Annotated in this window: 14 protein-coding genes; 8 read left to right on the top strand and 6 right to left on the bottom strand. The window is 71.3% G+C overall.

Going from position 1 to position 16,851, the window contains the following annotated elements; genetic code table 11:
- Positions 1-133 precede the first annotated feature (133 nt).
- The 5 genes from BMY74_RS23350 to BMY74_RS23330 form a co-directional block, all read right to left on the bottom strand.
- Entirely contained in the window at positions 134-1,462 is a 1,329-nt protein-coding gene (locus BMY74_RS23350) for a M16 family metallopeptidase (protein WP_089919458.1), read from the bottom strand.
- Positions 1,459-2,763, bottom strand: a complete 1,305-nt coding sequence (locus tag BMY74_RS23345; RefSeq protein ID WP_218159704.1) for a M16 family metallopeptidase — start codon at positions 2,761-2,763, stop codon at positions 1,459-1,461. The genes BMY74_RS23350 and BMY74_RS23345 overlap by 4 nt, the downstream gene beginning before the upstream one ends.
- A gap of 143 nt (positions 2,764-2,906) precedes the next feature.
- On the bottom strand, positions 2,907-4,013 hold the full coding sequence (locus tag BMY74_RS23340) for a radical SAM protein (RefSeq protein WP_143091674.1): 1,107 nt from the start codon (positions 4,011-4,013) through the stop codon (positions 2,907-2,909).
- 428 nt (positions 4,014-4,441) lie between these two features.
- Positions 4,442-5,263 carry an SAM-dependent methyltransferase gene (locus BMY74_RS23335; protein ID WP_177229876.1) on the bottom strand — a complete coding sequence of 274 codons (822 nt, stop codon included), beginning with the start codon at positions 5,261-5,263 and terminating at the stop codon, positions 4,442-4,444.
- The gene (locus tag BMY74_RS23330; protein ID WP_089919453.1) at positions 5,263-6,189 is read right to left on the bottom strand and encodes a DUF6461 domain-containing protein; all 927 of its coding nucleotides are present in this window, start codon (positions 6,187-6,189) and stop codon (positions 5,263-5,265) included. Before BMY74_RS23330 ends, BMY74_RS23335 begins: the two co-directional genes overlap by 1 nt.
- Before the next feature lie 181 nt (positions 6,190-6,370).
- On the opposite strand from BMY74_RS23330, the gene BMY74_RS23325 reads away from it, so the two are divergent.
- The 3 genes from BMY74_RS23325 (at position 6,371) to BMY74_RS23315 (ending at position 10,976) form a co-directional block, all read left to right on the top strand.
- Positions 6,371-9,154 carry an AIR synthase-related protein gene (locus tag BMY74_RS23325; RefSeq protein ID WP_143091673.1) on the top strand — a complete coding sequence of 928 codons (2,784 nt, stop codon included), beginning with the start codon at positions 6,371-6,373 and terminating at the stop codon, positions 9,152-9,154.
- Positions 9,151-9,819, top strand: coding sequence for a phosphoribosylformylglycinamidine synthase subunit PurQ (locus BMY74_RS23320; protein ID WP_089919449.1), 669 nt, complete (start codon positions 9,151-9,153; stop codon positions 9,817-9,819). The genes BMY74_RS23325 and BMY74_RS23320 overlap by 4 nt, the downstream gene beginning before the upstream one ends.
- 80 nt (positions 9,820-9,899) lie before the next feature.
- Entirely contained in the window at positions 9,900-10,976 is a 1,077-nt protein-coding gene (locus BMY74_RS23315; RefSeq protein WP_089919696.1) for a serine hydrolase domain-containing protein, read from the top strand.
- Here the strand turns inward: BMY74_RS23315 and BMY74_RS23310 are convergent.
- On the bottom strand, positions 10,966-12,363 hold the full coding sequence (locus tag BMY74_RS23310; RefSeq protein WP_089919447.1) for an AAA-type ATPase lid domain-containing protein: 1,398 nt from the start codon (positions 12,361-12,363) through the stop codon (positions 10,966-10,968). The two genes, BMY74_RS23315 and BMY74_RS23310, sit on opposite strands and share 11 nt — an antisense overlap.
- Positions 12,364-12,518: 155 nt before the next feature.
- On the opposite strand from BMY74_RS23310, the gene BMY74_RS23305 reads away from it, so the two are divergent.
- From BMY74_RS23305 to BMY74_RS23285, 5 genes are read left to right on the top strand one after another with little or no spacing between them, the layout of a single operon-like run.
- Positions 12,519-13,532 (top strand): amidohydrolase family protein, encoded by a 1,014-nt coding sequence (locus BMY74_RS23305; RefSeq protein WP_089919445.1) that lies wholly within the window; start codon positions 12,519-12,521, stop codon positions 13,530-13,532.
- Positions 13,529-14,185 carry an iron-sulfur cluster assembly protein gene (locus tag BMY74_RS23300; RefSeq protein ID WP_089919443.1) on the top strand — a complete coding sequence of 219 codons (657 nt, stop codon included), beginning with the start codon at positions 13,529-13,531 and terminating at the stop codon, positions 14,183-14,185. Before BMY74_RS23305 ends, BMY74_RS23300 begins: the two co-directional genes overlap by 4 nt.
- On the top strand, positions 14,182-15,207 hold the full coding sequence (locus BMY74_RS23295; protein ID WP_089919442.1) for an NAD(P)-dependent alcohol dehydrogenase: 1,026 nt from the start codon (positions 14,182-14,184) through the stop codon (positions 15,205-15,207). Before BMY74_RS23300 ends, BMY74_RS23295 begins: the two co-directional genes overlap by 4 nt.
- Positions 15,208-15,261: 54 nt before the next feature.
- Positions 15,262-15,753, top strand: a complete 492-nt coding sequence (locus tag BMY74_RS23290; protein ID WP_089919439.1) for a hypothetical protein — start codon at positions 15,262-15,264, stop codon at positions 15,751-15,753.
- Positions 15,750-16,733, top strand: coding sequence for a hypothetical protein (locus BMY74_RS23285; protein ID WP_143091672.1), 984 nt, complete (start codon positions 15,750-15,752; stop codon positions 16,731-16,733). Before BMY74_RS23290 ends, BMY74_RS23285 begins: the two co-directional genes overlap by 4 nt.
- Positions 16,734-16,851 lie beyond the last annotated feature (118 nt).

The raw sequence follows: 16,851 nt of genomic DNA, 5'->3' as shown, positions 1-16,851 counted from the left end.
GGAGACTTTGCGTCACCTAGTTGCGCGGTCACATGGGTAGTGGCTCCCCATATTCGCTGCGGGGTGTGGGGGCGGAACACGCAACAAGCCCGGTCCCGCAGGGGCAGGACCGGGCTTTGCGCAGGTAGAACGGCTACTCGACCACCCAGGGGCCGAACGCCTGCAACGGCTCCTCGCACTTCGTCGCGTCCCCGATGACGACGGCCGCGAGCAGTTTGGGGGCCAGCAGGTGCACTCCCACGTGGTAGATGTCGGACGCGGTCACCTCCGCGAGCAGGTCGGGGCTGCGCCGGATCCAGTCGAGGTCGAGGCCGACCCCCAGCAGCGTCACCAGGGTCGTGGCGAGGCCCGACCTGGTGGCGATCGACATCGCGAGGTTGCCGGCCGCGAACTGGCGGACGTCGCGCAGCTCCTGGGCGCTCGGCCGCAACGTCGACAACCTGCCCAGCTCGTACCACATCTCGAGCAACGCGGGCGCGGTCACGTCGGTGGCGACGTCGGCCTCGATCACGAGCGTGGACCCCGCGCTGCTGTGCATGATCCGGCTGCGCGGGGTGTAGGTGTACCCCTTGTCCTCGCGGATGTTCGCCACCAGCCGCGACGAGAAGTACCCGCCGTAGATCAGGTTCGCGAGGTGCAGGGCGGGGAACAGCGGGTCGTCGCGGCGCAGCGCGGGCCCGCCGATCCGGATCGACGACTGCACCGAGCCGGGCCGGTGGAACAGCCGGGACGCGCCCGCGGGGGCCTCGTCCGGCAGTGGCGGCAGGTCCGGCACGGGGAGCCCGCCCGGCCGCCAGTCCGCGAAGTGGCGGTGCATCGCCGTGACGGCCCGGTCCGGGTCGACCAGGCCGACGACGACCAGCACCGCGTGGTCGGGCACGACCCGTTCGGCGTGCAGTGCCCGCAGCTGCTCGGCGGAGATCGCGTCGACCTCCGCGCCGGTCGGGATGCTCGCGCCGTAGGGGTGGTCGCCGTACAGGTGCCGGTGCAGGATCTCCCGCGCCCGGATGGCGGCCTGCGACCGCGCCGCCGTCAGCCGCGACGCGAGCCGCCCGCGTTCGGCCAGCACCTCCCGGTCGGGGTAGGTCGCCTCCCGCACGACCTCCGCGAGCACGGCCAGCAGGTCCTCGAACCGGTCCGCCAGCACGGTGCCGCTGAACAGCAGCCGGTCGTGGTCGACCTCGGCCCGCAGGCTCGCCCCCAGCTCGCCGATGCGTTCCGCGAGCCCGATCCGGCCGGTGGCCGCGGTGCCCGCCAGCACCGTCTCCGACAGCAGCCACGCGCGGGCCAGGTGACCCGGCGCCATCGAACCGAACGGGACGCTCAGCCGGATCTCGGCCAGCGGCGCGCCCGGCCGGTGCAGCGCGAGGAGCCGCAACCCGTTGGCACAGCGGACTTCCGTGACGTCCGGGGAGGTGATCTCCGGCCACGGCCGCAACGCGGGAACGACGCTCGCCGTCATGCTGCCTCCTCCTGGTACGAGGCGGGCAGCAGTTCGACCACGGCCCGGCGGTCGGGGGTGATGCGCGCGGCCGCCCGCGCCACCTGTTCGGGCGTGATCGAGGTGAGCAGGGCGGGCAGCTCCCCGAGCAGTTCGGCACGGCCGTGGCGGAGTTCCAGCGAGGCCAGCGCCTGCGTGCGCGCGAGCACCGAGTCCGTCTCGACCAGCAACCGGGTGGTGAGGCGGCTCGCGATCCTGTTCAGCTCGCGTTCCTCCGGACCGTGCCGCGCCACCAACGCGAACTCCTCGGCGATCGCGTCCAGCACCTGCTGCGAGCTCGTGCCGGGCGTCTGGCGGGCACTGAACACGAGTGCCGTCGGGTGGCCCGTGTCGAGCGGGTCGCCGAGCATGCCGAGGTAGCAGCGGTGGCTCGTGGCGAGGCCGTCCTGGCGCACCAGCCTGCGGTGCAGCCGGCACGCGGGTCCGTCGTCGGACATCACGTCGGCGAGCAGCAGGTGCGGCAGGTACTCGTCCCACTGGCCGATCGGGTCGGGCACCCTCCACCCCGCGGCCACGGCGGGCAGCGGAGCGTGCGGGTCGTACTTGACCGTGCGGCGCTCGCCGGTGATCTCCGGTTCCGCGAAGTCCGGCCGGGAAGGCCTGGGGCGGAACGGGATCGGACCGAAGTGGCGTTCCACCATCGCGAGGGCCTCGTCCGCGTCGAAGTCGCCGCACAACGTCAGCAGCGCGTTCGCCGGGGCGTAGTAGCGGTCGAAGAACTGGCGCGCGTCCTCGACGGTCGCCGAGTCCAGGTCGTCGAACGAGCCGTAACCGTCGTGCGAGTTCGCGAAGCTGTCGAAGAGAACTCCCGGCAGCGTCACCCACGGAAAGCAGCCGTACGGCTTGTTGGTGACGTTGGCGCGGATCTCCTCTTTCACGACGTCGATCTGCACGCGCAGGTTCTCCGCGTTGAGGTTCGGCGCGCGCATCCGGTCGGCTTCGAGGAACAGCGCGCGCTCCAAGGCGTTGCTGGGCAACACGTTGTGGTACTGCGTGTAGTCGAGGTGGGTGCTGCCGTTGAACACCCCGCCGGAGGCCTGCACGTAGTGCGCGTGGTCGAGCTTCGGCAGCAGCTCCGAACCCTGGAACATCAGGTGCTCGAAGAGGTGCGCGAACCCGGTGCGGCCCTCGGGTTCGGAGCGCATGCCGACGTCGTAGTGCACCGCGACGGCGACGACCGGGACCGTGCGGTCGGGTGCGAGCAACACCCGCAGCCCGTTGGCCAGCTGAGTGCGGACCAGGTGCTGGTGCGTTCTGTGCACGGCCGTCTCCTTCCGGTGCGCGTGCGAGGACTTCTAGCGGAACGGAACGCAGAGGCCGGGGCCGGTCAGCTCCTCGTCGGCCTCGAGCAGTTCGATGAAGTTCGGCGCCGAGGGCGTCTCGTCGTCGTGGTGCTCGGGTTCGGTCATGGTCGGGTCACCTCCTTGCGCGCGCGGATGACGTCGAGCACTCCGGCGTCGAGTGCGTCGGAGAACGCCTGTGTGCGCGGGAGTTCGCCGCCGCAGCGGCGCCAGCGCGCACGGGATTCGTTGCTGTAGCCCGAATCGAGCTCACCGACGGCGAGGTCGTTCTCGCCGACCGCGTCCCAGCAGCTGAACAACGTGCCGTCCGGTGCCACGACCGCGCCCAGCCGTCCGTCGGCCTCGGAGCAGAAGTCGCAGTGGTCGTCGCGCGGGCGGACGAGCCGGAACCCGAGTTCCGCCGCCCTGGCGCAGGCTTGCACCGCTTGTTCCGCGGCCCGTGCGTCCGGTGCCGGGACGCCGGCGCCGTAGTCGAGCACGGGAGCGATCGCGAGGTTCGTGCCGGGGACGTCGAGCACCGCGGCCGCCTGGTCGAGGAGCGTTCCGAGGTGGGGCAGGACGTCCGGTGTCACGTTGACGCGCACGGTGAAGCGGAGGCCGGTGTGCCGCTGGGCCGAGGCCACGTTCGCCAGGATGAGGTCGAACGTGGGCCTGCCCCCGCGCGTCACGCGTGTCCTGTCGTGCCGGTCGCGCTCGCCGTCCAGGGTGACCTGGAGGTGCCCGAGCCCGGCCTCGTGCAGCCGTGCGGCCGTACGTGGGGTGAGCAGCACGCCGTTGCTGATCATGCTGGCGGTGACCGGCATCCGCGCACCGAACGCCCGCAGCACCTGCAGACACCCGGCGGGGTTGAGCAGCGGCTCACCGCCGAACAGGAGCAGCTCCAGCCGCCGCACGCCCAGTTCGGCCATCTTCTTCTCGGTGAACTCGACACAGCGCGCGACGGTGCGGGCGTCGAGCCGTGCGGGAGCGATGCGCCGCCTGCCGTCCGGGGTGTTCTGGAAGCAGTATGAGCACCCGAGGTTGCAGCCGGTGGACGTCACGACGGTCAGGCTGTAGTGGTCCGGCGCCTGCACCACGTCGATCCCCATGGCGTTGAGCTGTTCCCGGCCCTCCGCGGTGAGATCGCCGTTCTCCACCAACCGGTCCGGCAGCAACGCCGTCGCCGACCGGCCGATGCACCACCAGCCGTTCTCGCCTCGCACCAGTCGCACGTCCCGCACCTCCCTCGGCACCCGCGGTGGATCAGATCCCGTAGTAGTCGCCGAGGTCGTGGTAGCCACCGGTGCCGACGCAGCGCACCTCCTGGTCGCCGTACTCGTCACCGAAGTCCGGGGTCTTGAGCATCTGATCCACCTCCTTCCGCTCGTTCGTGGTCTCCACTGTCGCCTGGGGGGAGGGCGGGCGACAGCGGATCGAACGGCAGGTAGGGGACGCCGTGATGGCAGCTTGGTGACCTGTGCCGGGTGGAACCGGATCAGCGCCGTCGTGCGGGTGCGGGCCAGGACCGGTACCCGCACGACGACAGCCGACCGCTTCGCGTCACGTGGCGGTCACACCGACGCTGCACCGGCACCGGGTCCCTGACATCTCGAAGTGCGACGACCTGTTGCCGCGCGGCTACCACCGCCCCGGCACGGAACTAGGTGGCGCGCGTCGCGGCAGCCAGCCAGGCCGCGGGCACCGGCGCGACGGTCCGTCCGTGCCCGATCGCCGGATCCACGCCCGCGTGCACCGCCGCCCGCCACCCGGACGCGCCCAGCCAGTCCTCCAGGTCGTCACGGGCCGCCGCGAACACGACCCCGTGCTTGCCCAGCCCGCCCCGCACCCGCGTGCCCCGGTCGCCGAGCATCGACACCTGCAGGTGTTCGAGCAGCAGGTGGCTGCCGGGGGCGGACAGCGCGGTCACCGCGTCCAGGAGCGCGTCACCCTCGTCGGGCGTGAGGTACATCAGCACGCCCTCGACCAGCCACGCGGTGGGCCTGCGGGGGTCGAACCCGGCGGCGAGCAGGGCGGTGGGCCAGTCCGTTCTGAGGTCGGCGGCCACCCCGATCCGCCCACAGGTGGGAGTCAGGCCGGACTGCTCGACCAGTGCGGTCTTGAACTCGATCATGGCCGGCAGGTCGAGCTCGAACCAGCGGGTGTCGCGCGGGCACGGCAGGCGGGTGGTGCGGCCGTCCACGCCCGCGGCGAGGGCCACGACCTGCCGCACGCCGTTGTCCAGCGCGTACCTGATCCGGTCGTCGAAGTACCGGGTGCGCACCACGTGGTAGGACGGGAAGCCGCTCGAGGTGTCCTGCATCTGCGCGATGAACGCGGCCAGCGCCGGGTGGTCGCCCGCCGCGGCGACGAGGAAGTCCGCCAGCGGGTCGGTGAACAGCGGGTCCGCGCCGGCGGCCTCCCGATGCCTCACCCAGGCCGTGTAGAGGGCGGTGTGGCTCAGTCCGTCGAGCGGGATCCGCATCAGGCCAGGTCCGATCGGAAGGCGGCGGCGAGGGCCGGGACGAGGTGGCCGAAGCGGTAGCCGCGGGTGCGTTCTCCGTCGCTCAACCGGTACCGCGCTCCGGGGTCGTTGAGCGACCAACTCGCCCGGCGGGCGAGGGTTGACCATTCACGCACGTGCCGGCCCAGGTCGCTGTCCTGGGTGACGACGACGGGCTCGCCCCGGTCGGCTGCGGCCAGCGCGGCGGCGAGACCCGGGGTGTCGCCCACGCCCAGCTCGGCGACGAGCGCGGCCACCTCGGACCTGTTTCCCCTCGACGGCTTCGTGCGGCTGAACCAGGTGTCGACGTGCATGCTCGGCAACGAGGCCGTGACCTGGTCGAACGTGGGCAGAACGCCGGTGATCAGGCCGGTCAGCCGCAGCGCGCGGGCCACCGGCTCCTCGTAGCGCAGCCGCCAGCTCTCGTCGTCGTCATCGTCGTCGTCCGGGTAGGCCAACCCGGCCTCGAGCATCAGCGGCAGCAGGCGGTCCGGGTCCTCGCCGCCGCGTTGTTCCGGGTAGTTGAGGTTGAACCACGTCGTGACGGTGCCGTCCACGGCGTGGGTGAAGTTCGGCGAGGCGTAGTCGTGCCGCAGGACCGCGACGGCCTCGGTGCCGCGGGAGAGCGCGTCCACGACGTGGGTCAGCGAGAACCCGGTCGGCTGGACGAGGACCGCCCACTCGCCGAGCCCGAACGCGGAGACCACCTCCGGGTAGCCGTCGTCGTAGTCGTGCGTCTCCGCGATCTCCCCCGGCGTGCGGTCCGCCAGCGTGTCCTCCAGACCGCCGGCGCGCCGCAGGGCGTCGAGCGGGGCGACACCGCGGACGAACGCCAGCGAGTAGATCTCGCCCAGGAAGGGCCCGGAGCCCGGGTGGGCGTCCGCCCAGGACAGGTCGTGCTGGTTCAAGTGGTCCCCCCGAAGTGGTGGGTGACGCGCGTCGCGTCACGTGGATTCGAGTCGGTGCGCGCTGTTCGCCTAGGGTGCTGCGTGTGTCGCAGTGCGGCCTCGCCCGGATGCCTGGGTGCCTCCACGAGCGCGGTCGCTGCCAGGGACAATGGTTCCCGACCGTTCAGCTCCAGGAGGATTGTTGATCCACAAGTTCTCGGTTCGCTCCGCGGGGGTCGCGGAGCCCGACATCCGTGAGCTCGGCCGATCGTGGGGGCTCGACGACCTCGAGGTGTGGCGCGACTACTACGTCGAGTTCGAGGGCACGCCGGATCCCGCCGCGCTCGCCGACGTGGCCGCCGTGCTCGGGGACCAGCTCGACGTCGAGGTGTCGCTGGACCGGCCGTTGGACGCCGGTGCCGTGCAGGTCGCCTACAAGCGCGGCGTGGTCGACAACGAGAGCGACTCGATCATCACCGTGTGCGGGTTGCTCGGGGTGAAGGCCCGCGCGGGCAAGGTCGCCACCAGCTACAGGTCGGCATCGCCGCAGCTGAGGGACCTGGTCGCCGCCACGCGGTTCAACGCGACGATCGAAGAGCTGCACGACGAGGAACCGCACTACGACACCCTCGTGCCGCAGGGCCACTACGAGTCGGCCGCGCAGTACGACCTGCGCGGGCTCGACGACGAGGCGCTCGCCGCGCTGGGCGTGGCCGGTGGCCGCAACCTCTCGCTCGCCCAGATGAAGCACGTCCAGCACGTCCAGGAGACGCTGAAGGACGAGTTCGTCACCGACGTGCTGCTGGAGGCGCTGGACGCCCGCTGGAGCGACCACTGCGCGCACACCACCTGGAAGTCGCTCGGCAGCCTGCTCGGCCGGCTCGTGCAGGCCGCGAAGGACGTCGACAACCCGAACGTGCTGAGCATGTTCCACGACAACGCGGGCGTCTGGGACTTCTACGACGGCCACGCGATCGCCATCAAGGCCGAGACGCACAACGGCCCGTCGGCCATCTCCGGCTACTTCGGCCAGCTGACCAAGCTCGGCGGCGTGCTGCGCGACATCCTCGGCACGGGCCTGTCCGCCGACCCGATCGGCAGCTTCGAGTACACCGCCGTCGGCGAGCCCGAGGCGCCCGCGCCGATCAAGGGCCGTCCCGACGCGAAGAGGCTCGCGGGCGAGACGATCCGGGCGATCAAGGAGTACGGCAACACGTTCGGCGTGCCGATGATGTCGTCGCGCATGACGTTCCACCCGAGCTACCGCGCCAAGCCGTTCGCGCTCGGCGGCAGCATCGGCCTGCTGCCCGTGTCGGCGGCGCAGCGCGGCACCCCGCGTCCCGGCGACTTCGTCGTGCTCATCGGCGGCCTGACCGGCAACGAGGGCATCCACGGCGCGTCCGCGAGCTCCGCGGGCGCCACGATGGACACGGCCGCCGTGCAGATCGGCGCACCGCTCGAGCAGGTCAAGTTCCGCAAGGCCCTGATCGAGCTGCGCGAGGCGGGCTGCATGAGCGCGCTGACCGACGTCGGGGGTGCGGGCCTGAACAGCGCCGTCGGTGAGATCGGCGAGGCGTGCGGCGTGTGGATCAACACCGCACTGGTGCCGCTCAAGACCGCGGCGCTGCCGATGTGGCGGATCCTGCTGTCCGAGTCGCAGGAGCGCATGCTGCTCGCCGTCCCGCCGGAGCACCAGGCGCGGGCGAAGCAGATCCTCGACCGCCACATGGTCCGTTCGACGGTCATCGGACGGTTCGCGGACACGGGTCGCTACCACGTGTTCCACGCCCCCGACCTGACCGAGGAGGCGCTGATCGCGGGCGCCCCCGACGAGGTGCCGGCCCACCAGGGCGAGACCGGCTTCGACGTGGCGTACGACCTGCTCGACCTCGAGGTCGAACGCGTCGAGGTCGGCGCGCCGCCGCGTCCGACCGACGTGGTGGAGTGGCCCGAGCTCGCGCCCACGCAGCTCGCCGGGCTGCTGGAGGAGGTCGTCGCCGACGCCGAGGTCGCCTCGCAGCACTTCGCCGACTCGCAGTACGACTCCACCGTCCAGGGCAACACCTGGTACGGCCCGCACTACGGCACCGAGCACTCGGTCCGCACGGCCTACTGGGCCGGCACGCCGGTCACCGGGTCGCCCGCCGCGGCCGTGCTGAACACCGCGTTCAACCCGTGGATGTTCGACGCGGACCCGGTCGCCGCGACCCGTCAGATGTTCTGCTCGGCGATCGCGGGCCAGGTGCTCGCGGGTGTCGAGGTCAAGGACATCTGCATGTGCGACAACTTCTACACCCCGCACCTGTCCCCGCACTGGCGCGAGTGGCTGGTCGGCATGGTCGACGAGCTCGCCGTGCTGGTGCGCCACTTCGGCGTGCCGCTGATCTCGGGCAAGGACTCGTCGGCCGGGTCCGTGCAGACCGACGAGGGCCTCGTCAGCGTGCCGCCCGCGGTGTTCCTGTCCGCACTGGGCAAGGTGCCGCACACCGACCGCCTGCTGCGCGAGCAGTGGACCACGCCGGGCAACGTGCTCGTGCGCGTCGGCCTGGAGACCCCGTCCCCGGTCGGCACGGTCGCCGCGCGCAAGCTCAGCCTGCCGACCGGCGCGCTGGACGACCTGGAACTGTCCGATGTGGACAGCTACCTGACCGCGCTCGCCGCGAGCAGGGCCCTGCTGCGCAGCGGCGCCCGCATCGGCGCCGGCGGCGTCGCGGCCACGCTCGCCCAGGGCGTGCTCGCGAGCGGCATCGGCGTGAGGCTGGAGTCCGGGACCACCGCGTCGCTCTTCGCCGAGCACCGCGTCGGTGCCGTCGTCGAGGTCACCCCCGACGACGTCGCCGCCCTGCCGGCCGAGCTGAACCCCGTCGTCCTCGGCACCCTCGAAGGCACGCTGGAGGGCACCGGGATCGGGCTCGAAGGCATCGACCTGTTCGCACCGGCCGCGCGCGACGGCTGGCTCAACTCGTTCACGGCGAGGATCGCATGAAGCCGACCGTCAACGTCCTGTACCTGCCCGGCACCAACTGCCAGGAGGAGACCGTCCGAGCGTTCGCCGAGGTGGGTGCGCAGCCGCGGATGAGGTTCGCGGCCGACCTGCTGGCGGGCACCGAGCGGCTCGACGACGCCGACATCCTCTGCATCCCCGGCGGGTTCTCGTTCGGTGACCACCTCGGCGGTGGCGCGGTGGCGGCGGCGTTGCTGCGCAGCCACCTCGCGGACCAGTTCGAGGCGGCGCGCACGCGTCCGCTGATCGGCATCTGCAACGGGTTCCAGATCGCGGTGCGCGGCGGCTGCTTCGGCAAGGTCGGCCTGAAGGTCAACAGCGCCGGCACGTTCCGCAACGAGGAGAACCAGCGGCACGTCGTCGAGAACGACAACGACAGCCCGTGGCTCACCGGCCTCGGCGGCCAGACGCTGACCTTCCCGTGCGCGCACGGCGAGGGCCGCTTCGACCCGGGCAGCGAGACCGCGGGCTTCCGCGTCGCGCTGCGCTACGAGAAGGACTCGAACCCCGACGGCTCGTTCGACGACATCGCCGGTGTCACGAGCGCCGACGGGCTCGCGTTCGGGCTGATGGACCACCCGGAGCGGGCGATCGACCGCGAGGTGCGGCTCGCGTTCTTCTCGAACGGCGTGCGCGCGGTCCGCTAGCGGTGCTGGTGCCGGCCCCACCGCGAGAGCGGGGGCCGGCACCCTGTCCGTGCCGTGATCACCACGGCACGGTGGTGATCATGAAATCACTCCTGATCGCGGCCCTTGTCGCCGTGACTCCCTTACCGCCCCTGCAACCGGAACTGCTGCACGCTGCCATCGCCGACCTGGAGCACCCGGTGGCGACGTCGGCGCAGCTGCGGGTGGCCGGTCCGGCCGGCCGCTGGTACGGCGCGGAAGGCCTCGCGGACGGCCGGCGCGAGGTCCGCCCGGACGACAGGTTCCGGATCGGCAGCGTCACCAAGGTGTTCGTGGCGACGGTCGCGCTGCAGCTCGTGGCGGAACGCAGGCTCAGCCTCGAAACGAAGGTCCGCCACTTCTTCCCGGACGTGCCCGAGTCGCTGGACGCCGTGACGGTCGGCCAGCTCCTCGACCACACCAGCGGCATCCCGAACGAGGTCGGCTACCCGGACCTGAGCACGCCGGAGAAGGTCCTCGCGCACCGCTACGACCGGTGGACGCCGCAGCGGCTCCGGGACCTCATCCCGGAGAGCGGGCCGAAGTTCCCGCCCGGCACCAGGCAGGAGTACCGCGGCATCAACTACCTGCTCGCCACGATGATCGTCGAGAAGATCACCGGCCGGGACCTCGCGCGGGAGGTCGAAGAACGCGTCACGCGCCCGCTGGGCCTCACCAAGACCTATGTGCCGCAACGGAACGAGACCACCATCCGCGGCGCGCACGTGCACGGCTACCTGGACGTCTCGGGGCAGAGGGTCGACGTCAGCGACTTCAACTCGTCCCGCGCCCACGGCGAGGGCGACATGGTGTCCACGACCGGTGACCTCACCCGGTTCATCGACGCGCTGTTCGGTGGCCGACTGCTGCCCGAACCGTTGCTGGAGCTGATGTTCACCCTGCCAGAGGTGTCCATGGTGGACGGAACGCCCGCGAGGTACGGCACCGGACTGCAGACCTTCACGGTCAACGGCGTCGAGGTGTGGGGCAAGACGGGGGAGTGGTACGGCTACAACGCGGGCATGTTCTCGACGCGCGACCAGCAGCGGCGCATCGCCTACTCCTTCACGCCCACGGTCAGGGACGCCACCCAGCAGGAGATGACACTGCGCATCGCCAACGCGGTGACTAGCCCCTGATCTGGTCGGCCTTGATGCCGTACTGCGCCATCTTGCGGTAGATCGTCGCCCGCCCGATGCCGAGCTCGGCGGACGCCTGCGCGATCGTCGCGCCCGGCGCGGTCAGGCAGCGCACGATCTCGTCGCGTTCCAGCACCTGCAACCGGCTCAGCCGGTGGCCGACGCTGGTGAACACCTCGGCGGGCAGGTGCTGCACGTCGACGACGTCGGACCGGGCCGCGGCGACGCGCACGACGTGGCGCAGCTGCCTGGTGTTCTCCGGCCACTCGTACGACAGCAGCGCGCGGGCGGCGGCCGAGGTGAACGTGACCTCGCGGCCCCGGTCGCGGTGCGCGAAGTAGTGGGCGAGCGGCAGGATGTCGTCGGGGCGGAACCGCAGGGCCGGGGCCTCCACGACGACGTCCACCAGCGGGGCCAGCGCCTCGGGCAGGGCCTCGGTCGCGGTCAGCACGAACCCGGTCAGCAGCGGCGCGAGTGACGACGCGGCCCACGCCGGCAGCGCGTCGACGTCCGAGACGACGACGCACGTGTCGGCCTTGCCCAGTTCCGGGGTCCACAGGCGCAGCCACTCCCCGACGGCGTCGGGGGCCGGTGGGCGGGCGTTGAGCAGGCGTTCGCGGGGGCGGACGGACCGGCGTGCGCACGTGGCCAGCGCCGTCTTGCCCGCTCCCGGCTCGCCGACGACGGCCACCACGCGGTCCTCCCGCATGGCCTCGGCCGCCGTCGCCACCGCCGACGTCCAGGACGCGGACAGCTTCGGCGGCGCCACCCGGTCCGAGTAGACGCGGAACACCTCGCCGCGCGGGGTCGGGCGCGCCTTGCGGCCCGAGGCGCGGGCCAGCATCAACGCCGCCGTGTTGCCCGCCGCGGCCTGCGCGAGCGCCAGGAGCAGGTCGGACGACTGGTCGGACCAGGTCGTGAGGTTCACGCTGCCCGCGAGGGCCCCGGACACCGGGTCGAGCACCGGCACGGCCGCGCACGTGTAGCCGCGCAGGCCCGTGCAGTAGTGCTCGTCGGCGCGGACCAGCGACGCCGTGCGGTCGGCGAGCGCGAGGCCCAGGCCGTTCGTGCCGGCGTTGGTCTCGGCGAAGTGGAAACCGGGGGCGAGGTAGACGCGGTCGAGGGAGCGGACGATGCCCGGATCGGTGCAGAGCCTGGTCAGGACGAGGCCGTCGCTGTCGGTGATCATCAGGCTGATGGGCTCGTCGGACAGCGTGGCGTGCAGGCCGCGCAGCACCTCGTGGCCGCACTCGTAGAACAGCGAGGACGTGTCGACCGTGCCGGTGAAGACCGGTCGCACCTCGTCCTCGGGCACGCCGTACCGCTCACTGCGCAACCACGACGCCCGCAGTCGCTGCGGGATCGCGGCCAGCCGCCGGTCGTCCACGTCGACCTCCTCGTCGCGCGTTCGAAGCCCAGAGTACGGCCGGGACGTCCGTTCGGCGTGTGGCTCCCTGTCTCAAAGTGAGACACCGGGTGGGTGCCTGAGCTGCGCCGATCTTCCTACGGTCTGCCACAACCACCACGCCAGCGGGAGGCAGCATGTACTCGAAGGACGGCGAGGACTACTTCATCGTCGACGCGCACATCGCTCTGTGGGACGCCCGCCCCGGGAACCAGCGCAACATTCACGGCAAGCAGTTCATCGACTGCTTCTACGACTACCACCGCAACCTCTCGCCCGAGTCGGAGGTGTGGCCGTACGAGGAGTACCTCTACCAGGGCGGTGACCGCCTGATGAAGGACCTCTTCGACGACGGGTACGTGGACCACGCGATCTTCCAGCCCGCCCACCTCGGCGCGTTCTACCACAACGGTTTCGGGCAGACCGAGGAAGCGTGGGCGCTCACCTCGAAGCACCCGGACAAGCTCACGTACAACCACTGCTGGGACCCGCGCCGCGAGCAGAAGGGGCTCGACGAGCTCAAGCGCGACGCGGAACGGTTCGGGCTCAAGGGAGTGAAGCTCTACACGGCCGAGTGGTACGGCGACTCGCGCGGTTACCGGCTCGACGACCCGTGGAGCTACAAGTACCTGGAGGCCGCGCAGGAGCTCGGCATCCGCAACATCCACGTGCACAAGGGGCCCACGATCCGGCCGCTCGACCGGGACGCGTTCGACGTGGCCGACGTCGACCACGTGGCGACGGACTTCCCCGAGATGAACTTCGTGGTCGAGCACTGCGGGCTGCCGCGCCTGGAGGACTTCTGCTGGATCGCCACGCAGGAACCGAACGTGCACGCCGGTCTCGCGGTCGCGATGCCGTTCATCCACACCCGGCCGCGCTACTTCGCGCAGATCATCGGCGAGCTGCTGTACTGGCTGAACGAGGACAGGATCCAGTTCTCCAGCGACTACGCGCTGTGGACACCGCGCTGGCTGGTCGAGAGCTTCGTGGACTTCCAGATCCCCGAGGACATGACCGAGTACGCGCCGCTCACCGTGGCTCAGAAGAAGAAGATCCTCGGCCTCAACGCGGCGCACCTGTACGACATCCCGGTGCCCGCCGGTCTCGACATCGCGCCGGTCGAGCAGGAGGCGGTGGCCGTCGCATGATCCAAACCGCCGTGTTCAAGGCGCTCGACGAGGTGATGGACCCCGAGCTGGACGAGCCGATCACGACGCTCGGGTTCGTCCGCTCGGTCGAGCTGGACGGCGACGTGCTGACCGTCCACCTGCGACTGCCGACGGCGTTCTGCTCGCCGAACTTCGCCTACCTCATGGCGTCGGACTCGAAGGACGTGCTGCGCGACCTGGCCCCGCACGTGGTCGTCGTGCTGGACGACCACCACGACTCGGACGTGATCAACCGTGGCATCGCGGCGGATTCGGGATTCGTCGGCACGTACGGCGAAGAGGCGTCGCGAGAACTCGAAGTGCTGCGGCTCACGTTCCAGCGCAAGGCGCACGCGGCCGCGATGGAACGGGCCGTGCGCGACGTGCCGGTCGACCGCCTGAGGTCGTTGACGCTGAAGGACCTCCCGGCGACCAAGGCGGCGGAGGCGTTGCGGCGCAGGCGGTCCGCGCTCGGCTTCGACATCTCACCGGACGCGCCGGTGCTCGTCGACGACCACGGCGTGCCCCTGCCCGCGGGCCAGTTGCCGCTGCGGCTGCGGTTCGCCCGGTCGGTCGGCATTTCCATCGAGGGCAACGCGCACTTCTGCCGCGGCCTGCTCCGCACCCGTTACGCAATGGAGGAATCGGCATGAAGGCCGTCCAGGTAGTCGGCTACCACCAGCCGTTGGCGCTCACCGAGGTCGAGCAGCCGAAGGCGACCGGCCCGTTCGACGTGGTCGTGCGCATCGGCGGCGCGGGCGTGTGCCGCACCGACCTGCACATCCTCGAGGGCCAGTGGGCGGAGAAGTCCGGTGTCGCCCTGCCGTACACGATCGGCCACGAGAACGCGGGCTGGGTGCACGAGGTCGGCTCGGCCGTCACGAACGTCGCCGTGGGCGACAAGGTGATCGTGCACCCGCTGATCACCTGCGGCCTGTGCCGGGCCTGCCGCAGCGGCGACGACGTGCACTGCGCCGCCTCCCAGTTCCCCGGCATCGACACCGCCGGCGGCTACGCGGAGTACCTGAAGACGTCCGCTCGCAGCGTCGTAAAGATCGACGACGCGCTGGAGCCCTCCGACGTGGCGGCGCTCGCCGACGCGGGCCTCACGGCCTACCACGCGGCGGCCAAGGCGGCGCGCAGGCTGCGGCCGGGGGACCGGTGCGTGGTGATCGGCGCCGGAGGCCTCGGGCACATCGGCGTGCAGGTGCTGAAGGCGTTGACGGCGGCCGAGATCGTCGTCGTGGACCGCAACCCGGACGCGGTGAAGCTCGCCGAGACGATCGGTGCCGACCACGGCGTCGTCGCGGACGGTTCGCACGTCTCCGCGGTCCTCGACCTCACCGGCGGCAACGGCGCCGAGACCGTCATCGACTTCGTCGGCGAGGGCGGCGCCACCAAGGACGGCGTGGCGATGCTGCGGCGCGCGGGCGACTACCACGTCGTCGGCTACGGCGAGAACATCGACGTCCCGACGATCGACATCATCTCCACCGAGATCAACCTGATCGGCAACCTCGTCGGCTCCTACAACGACCTGTGCGAGCTGATGGTGCTGGCGGCGCAGGGGAAGGTCACGCTGCACACGCAGAAGTACCCGCTCGACCGGTTCCAGGACGCGATCGACGACCTCGACGCCGGACGGGTGCGGGGCCGCGCGATCCTCACGCCCTGAGCCGGAACTCGTTCGGGCTGTAACGCTCCGCGCGGCCGCGCGGATGAGTGGTCCATGGGTCTGGTCACCGTCAACGGCAGGGACGTCGGGTTCACCGACGCCCTGTCCCGCGTCGCCGAGCAGCTGGAACCGCTCGGCGACGCCGGCCGGTGCGTAGCGGAGACGTACGCGCTGGCCACCGAGATCCGCCGGATCACCGAGGCGGCGGCGGTGGACGACAGGGAGGTCAAGCTCGCGGTGCTGCACCAGCGCCGCCGCGAGTCCACCGCCTCCCTGCGCAGCATGCGCAAGGAGCTCGGGAGAGCCGACAGGAGCGCGGCGGCGTTGCGCGAGTGCATGGTGAACATGCAGCGCGCGACCGTGAAGCCGGGCATCGAACTGGCCGAGCGCCGCGCGTACATCGACCTCACCCAGCACTTCACGACGATGCTGGTGCAGCACCACACCGAGCTCACCGGCGGCGTCGCCGACGTCATCGACAAGGTGCTCAACGGATCCGGTGCCACCGCGCTCGCGCCCGCCCGCAAGCCGCGCCGCCGCCGGTGAGCCGGAACAAGAGCGGGTGCGGGGGCTGCGGACTCGCGATCTTCGCCGTGTTCTTCCTGCTCCCGCTGGCGATCGTGCTGATCGCGCCGGCGATGGCGGCCCGCATCCACGTCGACGGCGTGCCGGAGCACCAGCCGTTCCTGCGGGAGTGGCTCTGGGGCGCCGCCGTCTCCGTGCCGCTGAGCGTCCTGCTGGTCCGGTTCGCGTTGAAACGCGACGGCCGGGTGCGCGGTGCCCCGCCGCTGAAGCGGTGGTCCGGTCTCCTCGGGCGTGGGCTGGTGCTGCTCGCCGCCGTCAACGTCTTCGCCTTCCTGTGGAAGGCACCGTCCGCCGCGGGTGAGTACGCGGTCGACGACACCCTGCCGTTCTTCGGCACGGCCGCACTCGTCGGCGTGGGCGTGCTCGTCTTGATGTCGCTGTGGGACCGCCGCGCCCGCCGGGTCACCGTCCAGGAGGTCCGCGAGGCCGCCGTTCAGGCCGACCGGGCGCTGAAGCGGGTCCGCGCCGAGAACGCCAAGGTGCGCCGCCAGGCCGAGCAGGTGCAGGCGCGCCTGGTCGAGCTCCAGGCCCGCACCCCGGCGCGCTCCGACGTCGAGTTCCACTCGTTGCGGGTCTTCCACCGCGAGTCCTACCAGTGCGCCGACACCGCGCACGACGCCTACCGGTCCGCGCAGACCTCGCTGCACACCATGGCGTTCCTCGTCCGCCGGGCGCACAGCGCGCCCCTCCGGCTGACCGTCAGCAGGCGCGCCCGCGCCGAAATGCGCGAGGCCGCGGCGCATCTGGCCAGGTCGCACGGCGAGCTGCGGACGCAGGTCGACCACGGGCTGGGCATGGTCCGCGACCTGAACGCCAACACGTCCGAGCTCAAGCACCAGATCCGCGACAACTGCGGCGCGCAGGGCCGGCGCTGGTTCGAAGAGCTGGAGGACCGCATCGAGCAGGCGCGGGAGGAGCGCCGTGCGAGTCGTACCCGCTGATGGCCGCGGGTGAAGGAGAAAAGAGCTCGCGTTCGCGGTGGTCGGAGAACTTGCGGGAACTCCCCAGCAGGACGAGAAGTTTTCTATTCCACGCCAATCCTTCTTCTTAGGGGGTTCG

It is taken from the genome of Lentzea albida (genome assembly GCF_900111005.1).
Lineage (GTDB): Bacteria > Actinomycetota > Actinomycetes > Mycobacteriales > Pseudonocardiaceae > Lentzea > Lentzea albida.
Note: the sequence above shows the minus strand (reverse complement) of the source record. Positions and strands in the feature narration are given on the sequence as shown.

Bases quoted from the DNA above. Each gene is read 5' to 3' on its own strand.
- BMY74_RS23335 (WP_177229876.1), bottom strand. From the start codon at position 5,263: ATGCGGATCCCGCTCGACGGACTGAGCCACACCGCCCTCTACACGGCC.
- BMY74_RS23290 (WP_089919439.1), top strand. From the start codon at position 15,262: ATGGGTCTGGTCACCGTCAACGGCAGGGACGTCGGGTTCACCGACGCC.
- BMY74_RS23315 (WP_089919696.1), top strand. From the start codon at position 9,900: ATGAAATCACTCCTGATCGCGGCCCTTGTCGCCGTGACTCCCTTACCG.
- BMY74_RS23320 (WP_089919449.1), top strand. From the start codon at position 9,151: ATGAAGCCGACCGTCAACGTCCTGTACCTGCCCGGCACCAACTGCCAG.
- BMY74_RS23305 (WP_089919445.1), top strand. From the start codon at position 12,519: ATGTACTCGAAGGACGGCGAGGACTACTTCATCGTCGACGCGCACATC.
- BMY74_RS23350 (WP_089919458.1), bottom strand. From the start codon at position 1,462: ATGACGGCGAGCGTCGTTCCCGCGTTGCGGCCGTGGCCGGAGATCACC.
- BMY74_RS23300 (WP_089919443.1), top strand. From the start codon at position 13,529: ATGATCCAAACCGCCGTGTTCAAGGCGCTCGACGAGGTGATGGACCCC.
- BMY74_RS23295 (WP_089919442.1), top strand. From the start codon at position 14,182: ATGAAGGCCGTCCAGGTAGTCGGCTACCACCAGCCGTTGGCGCTCACC.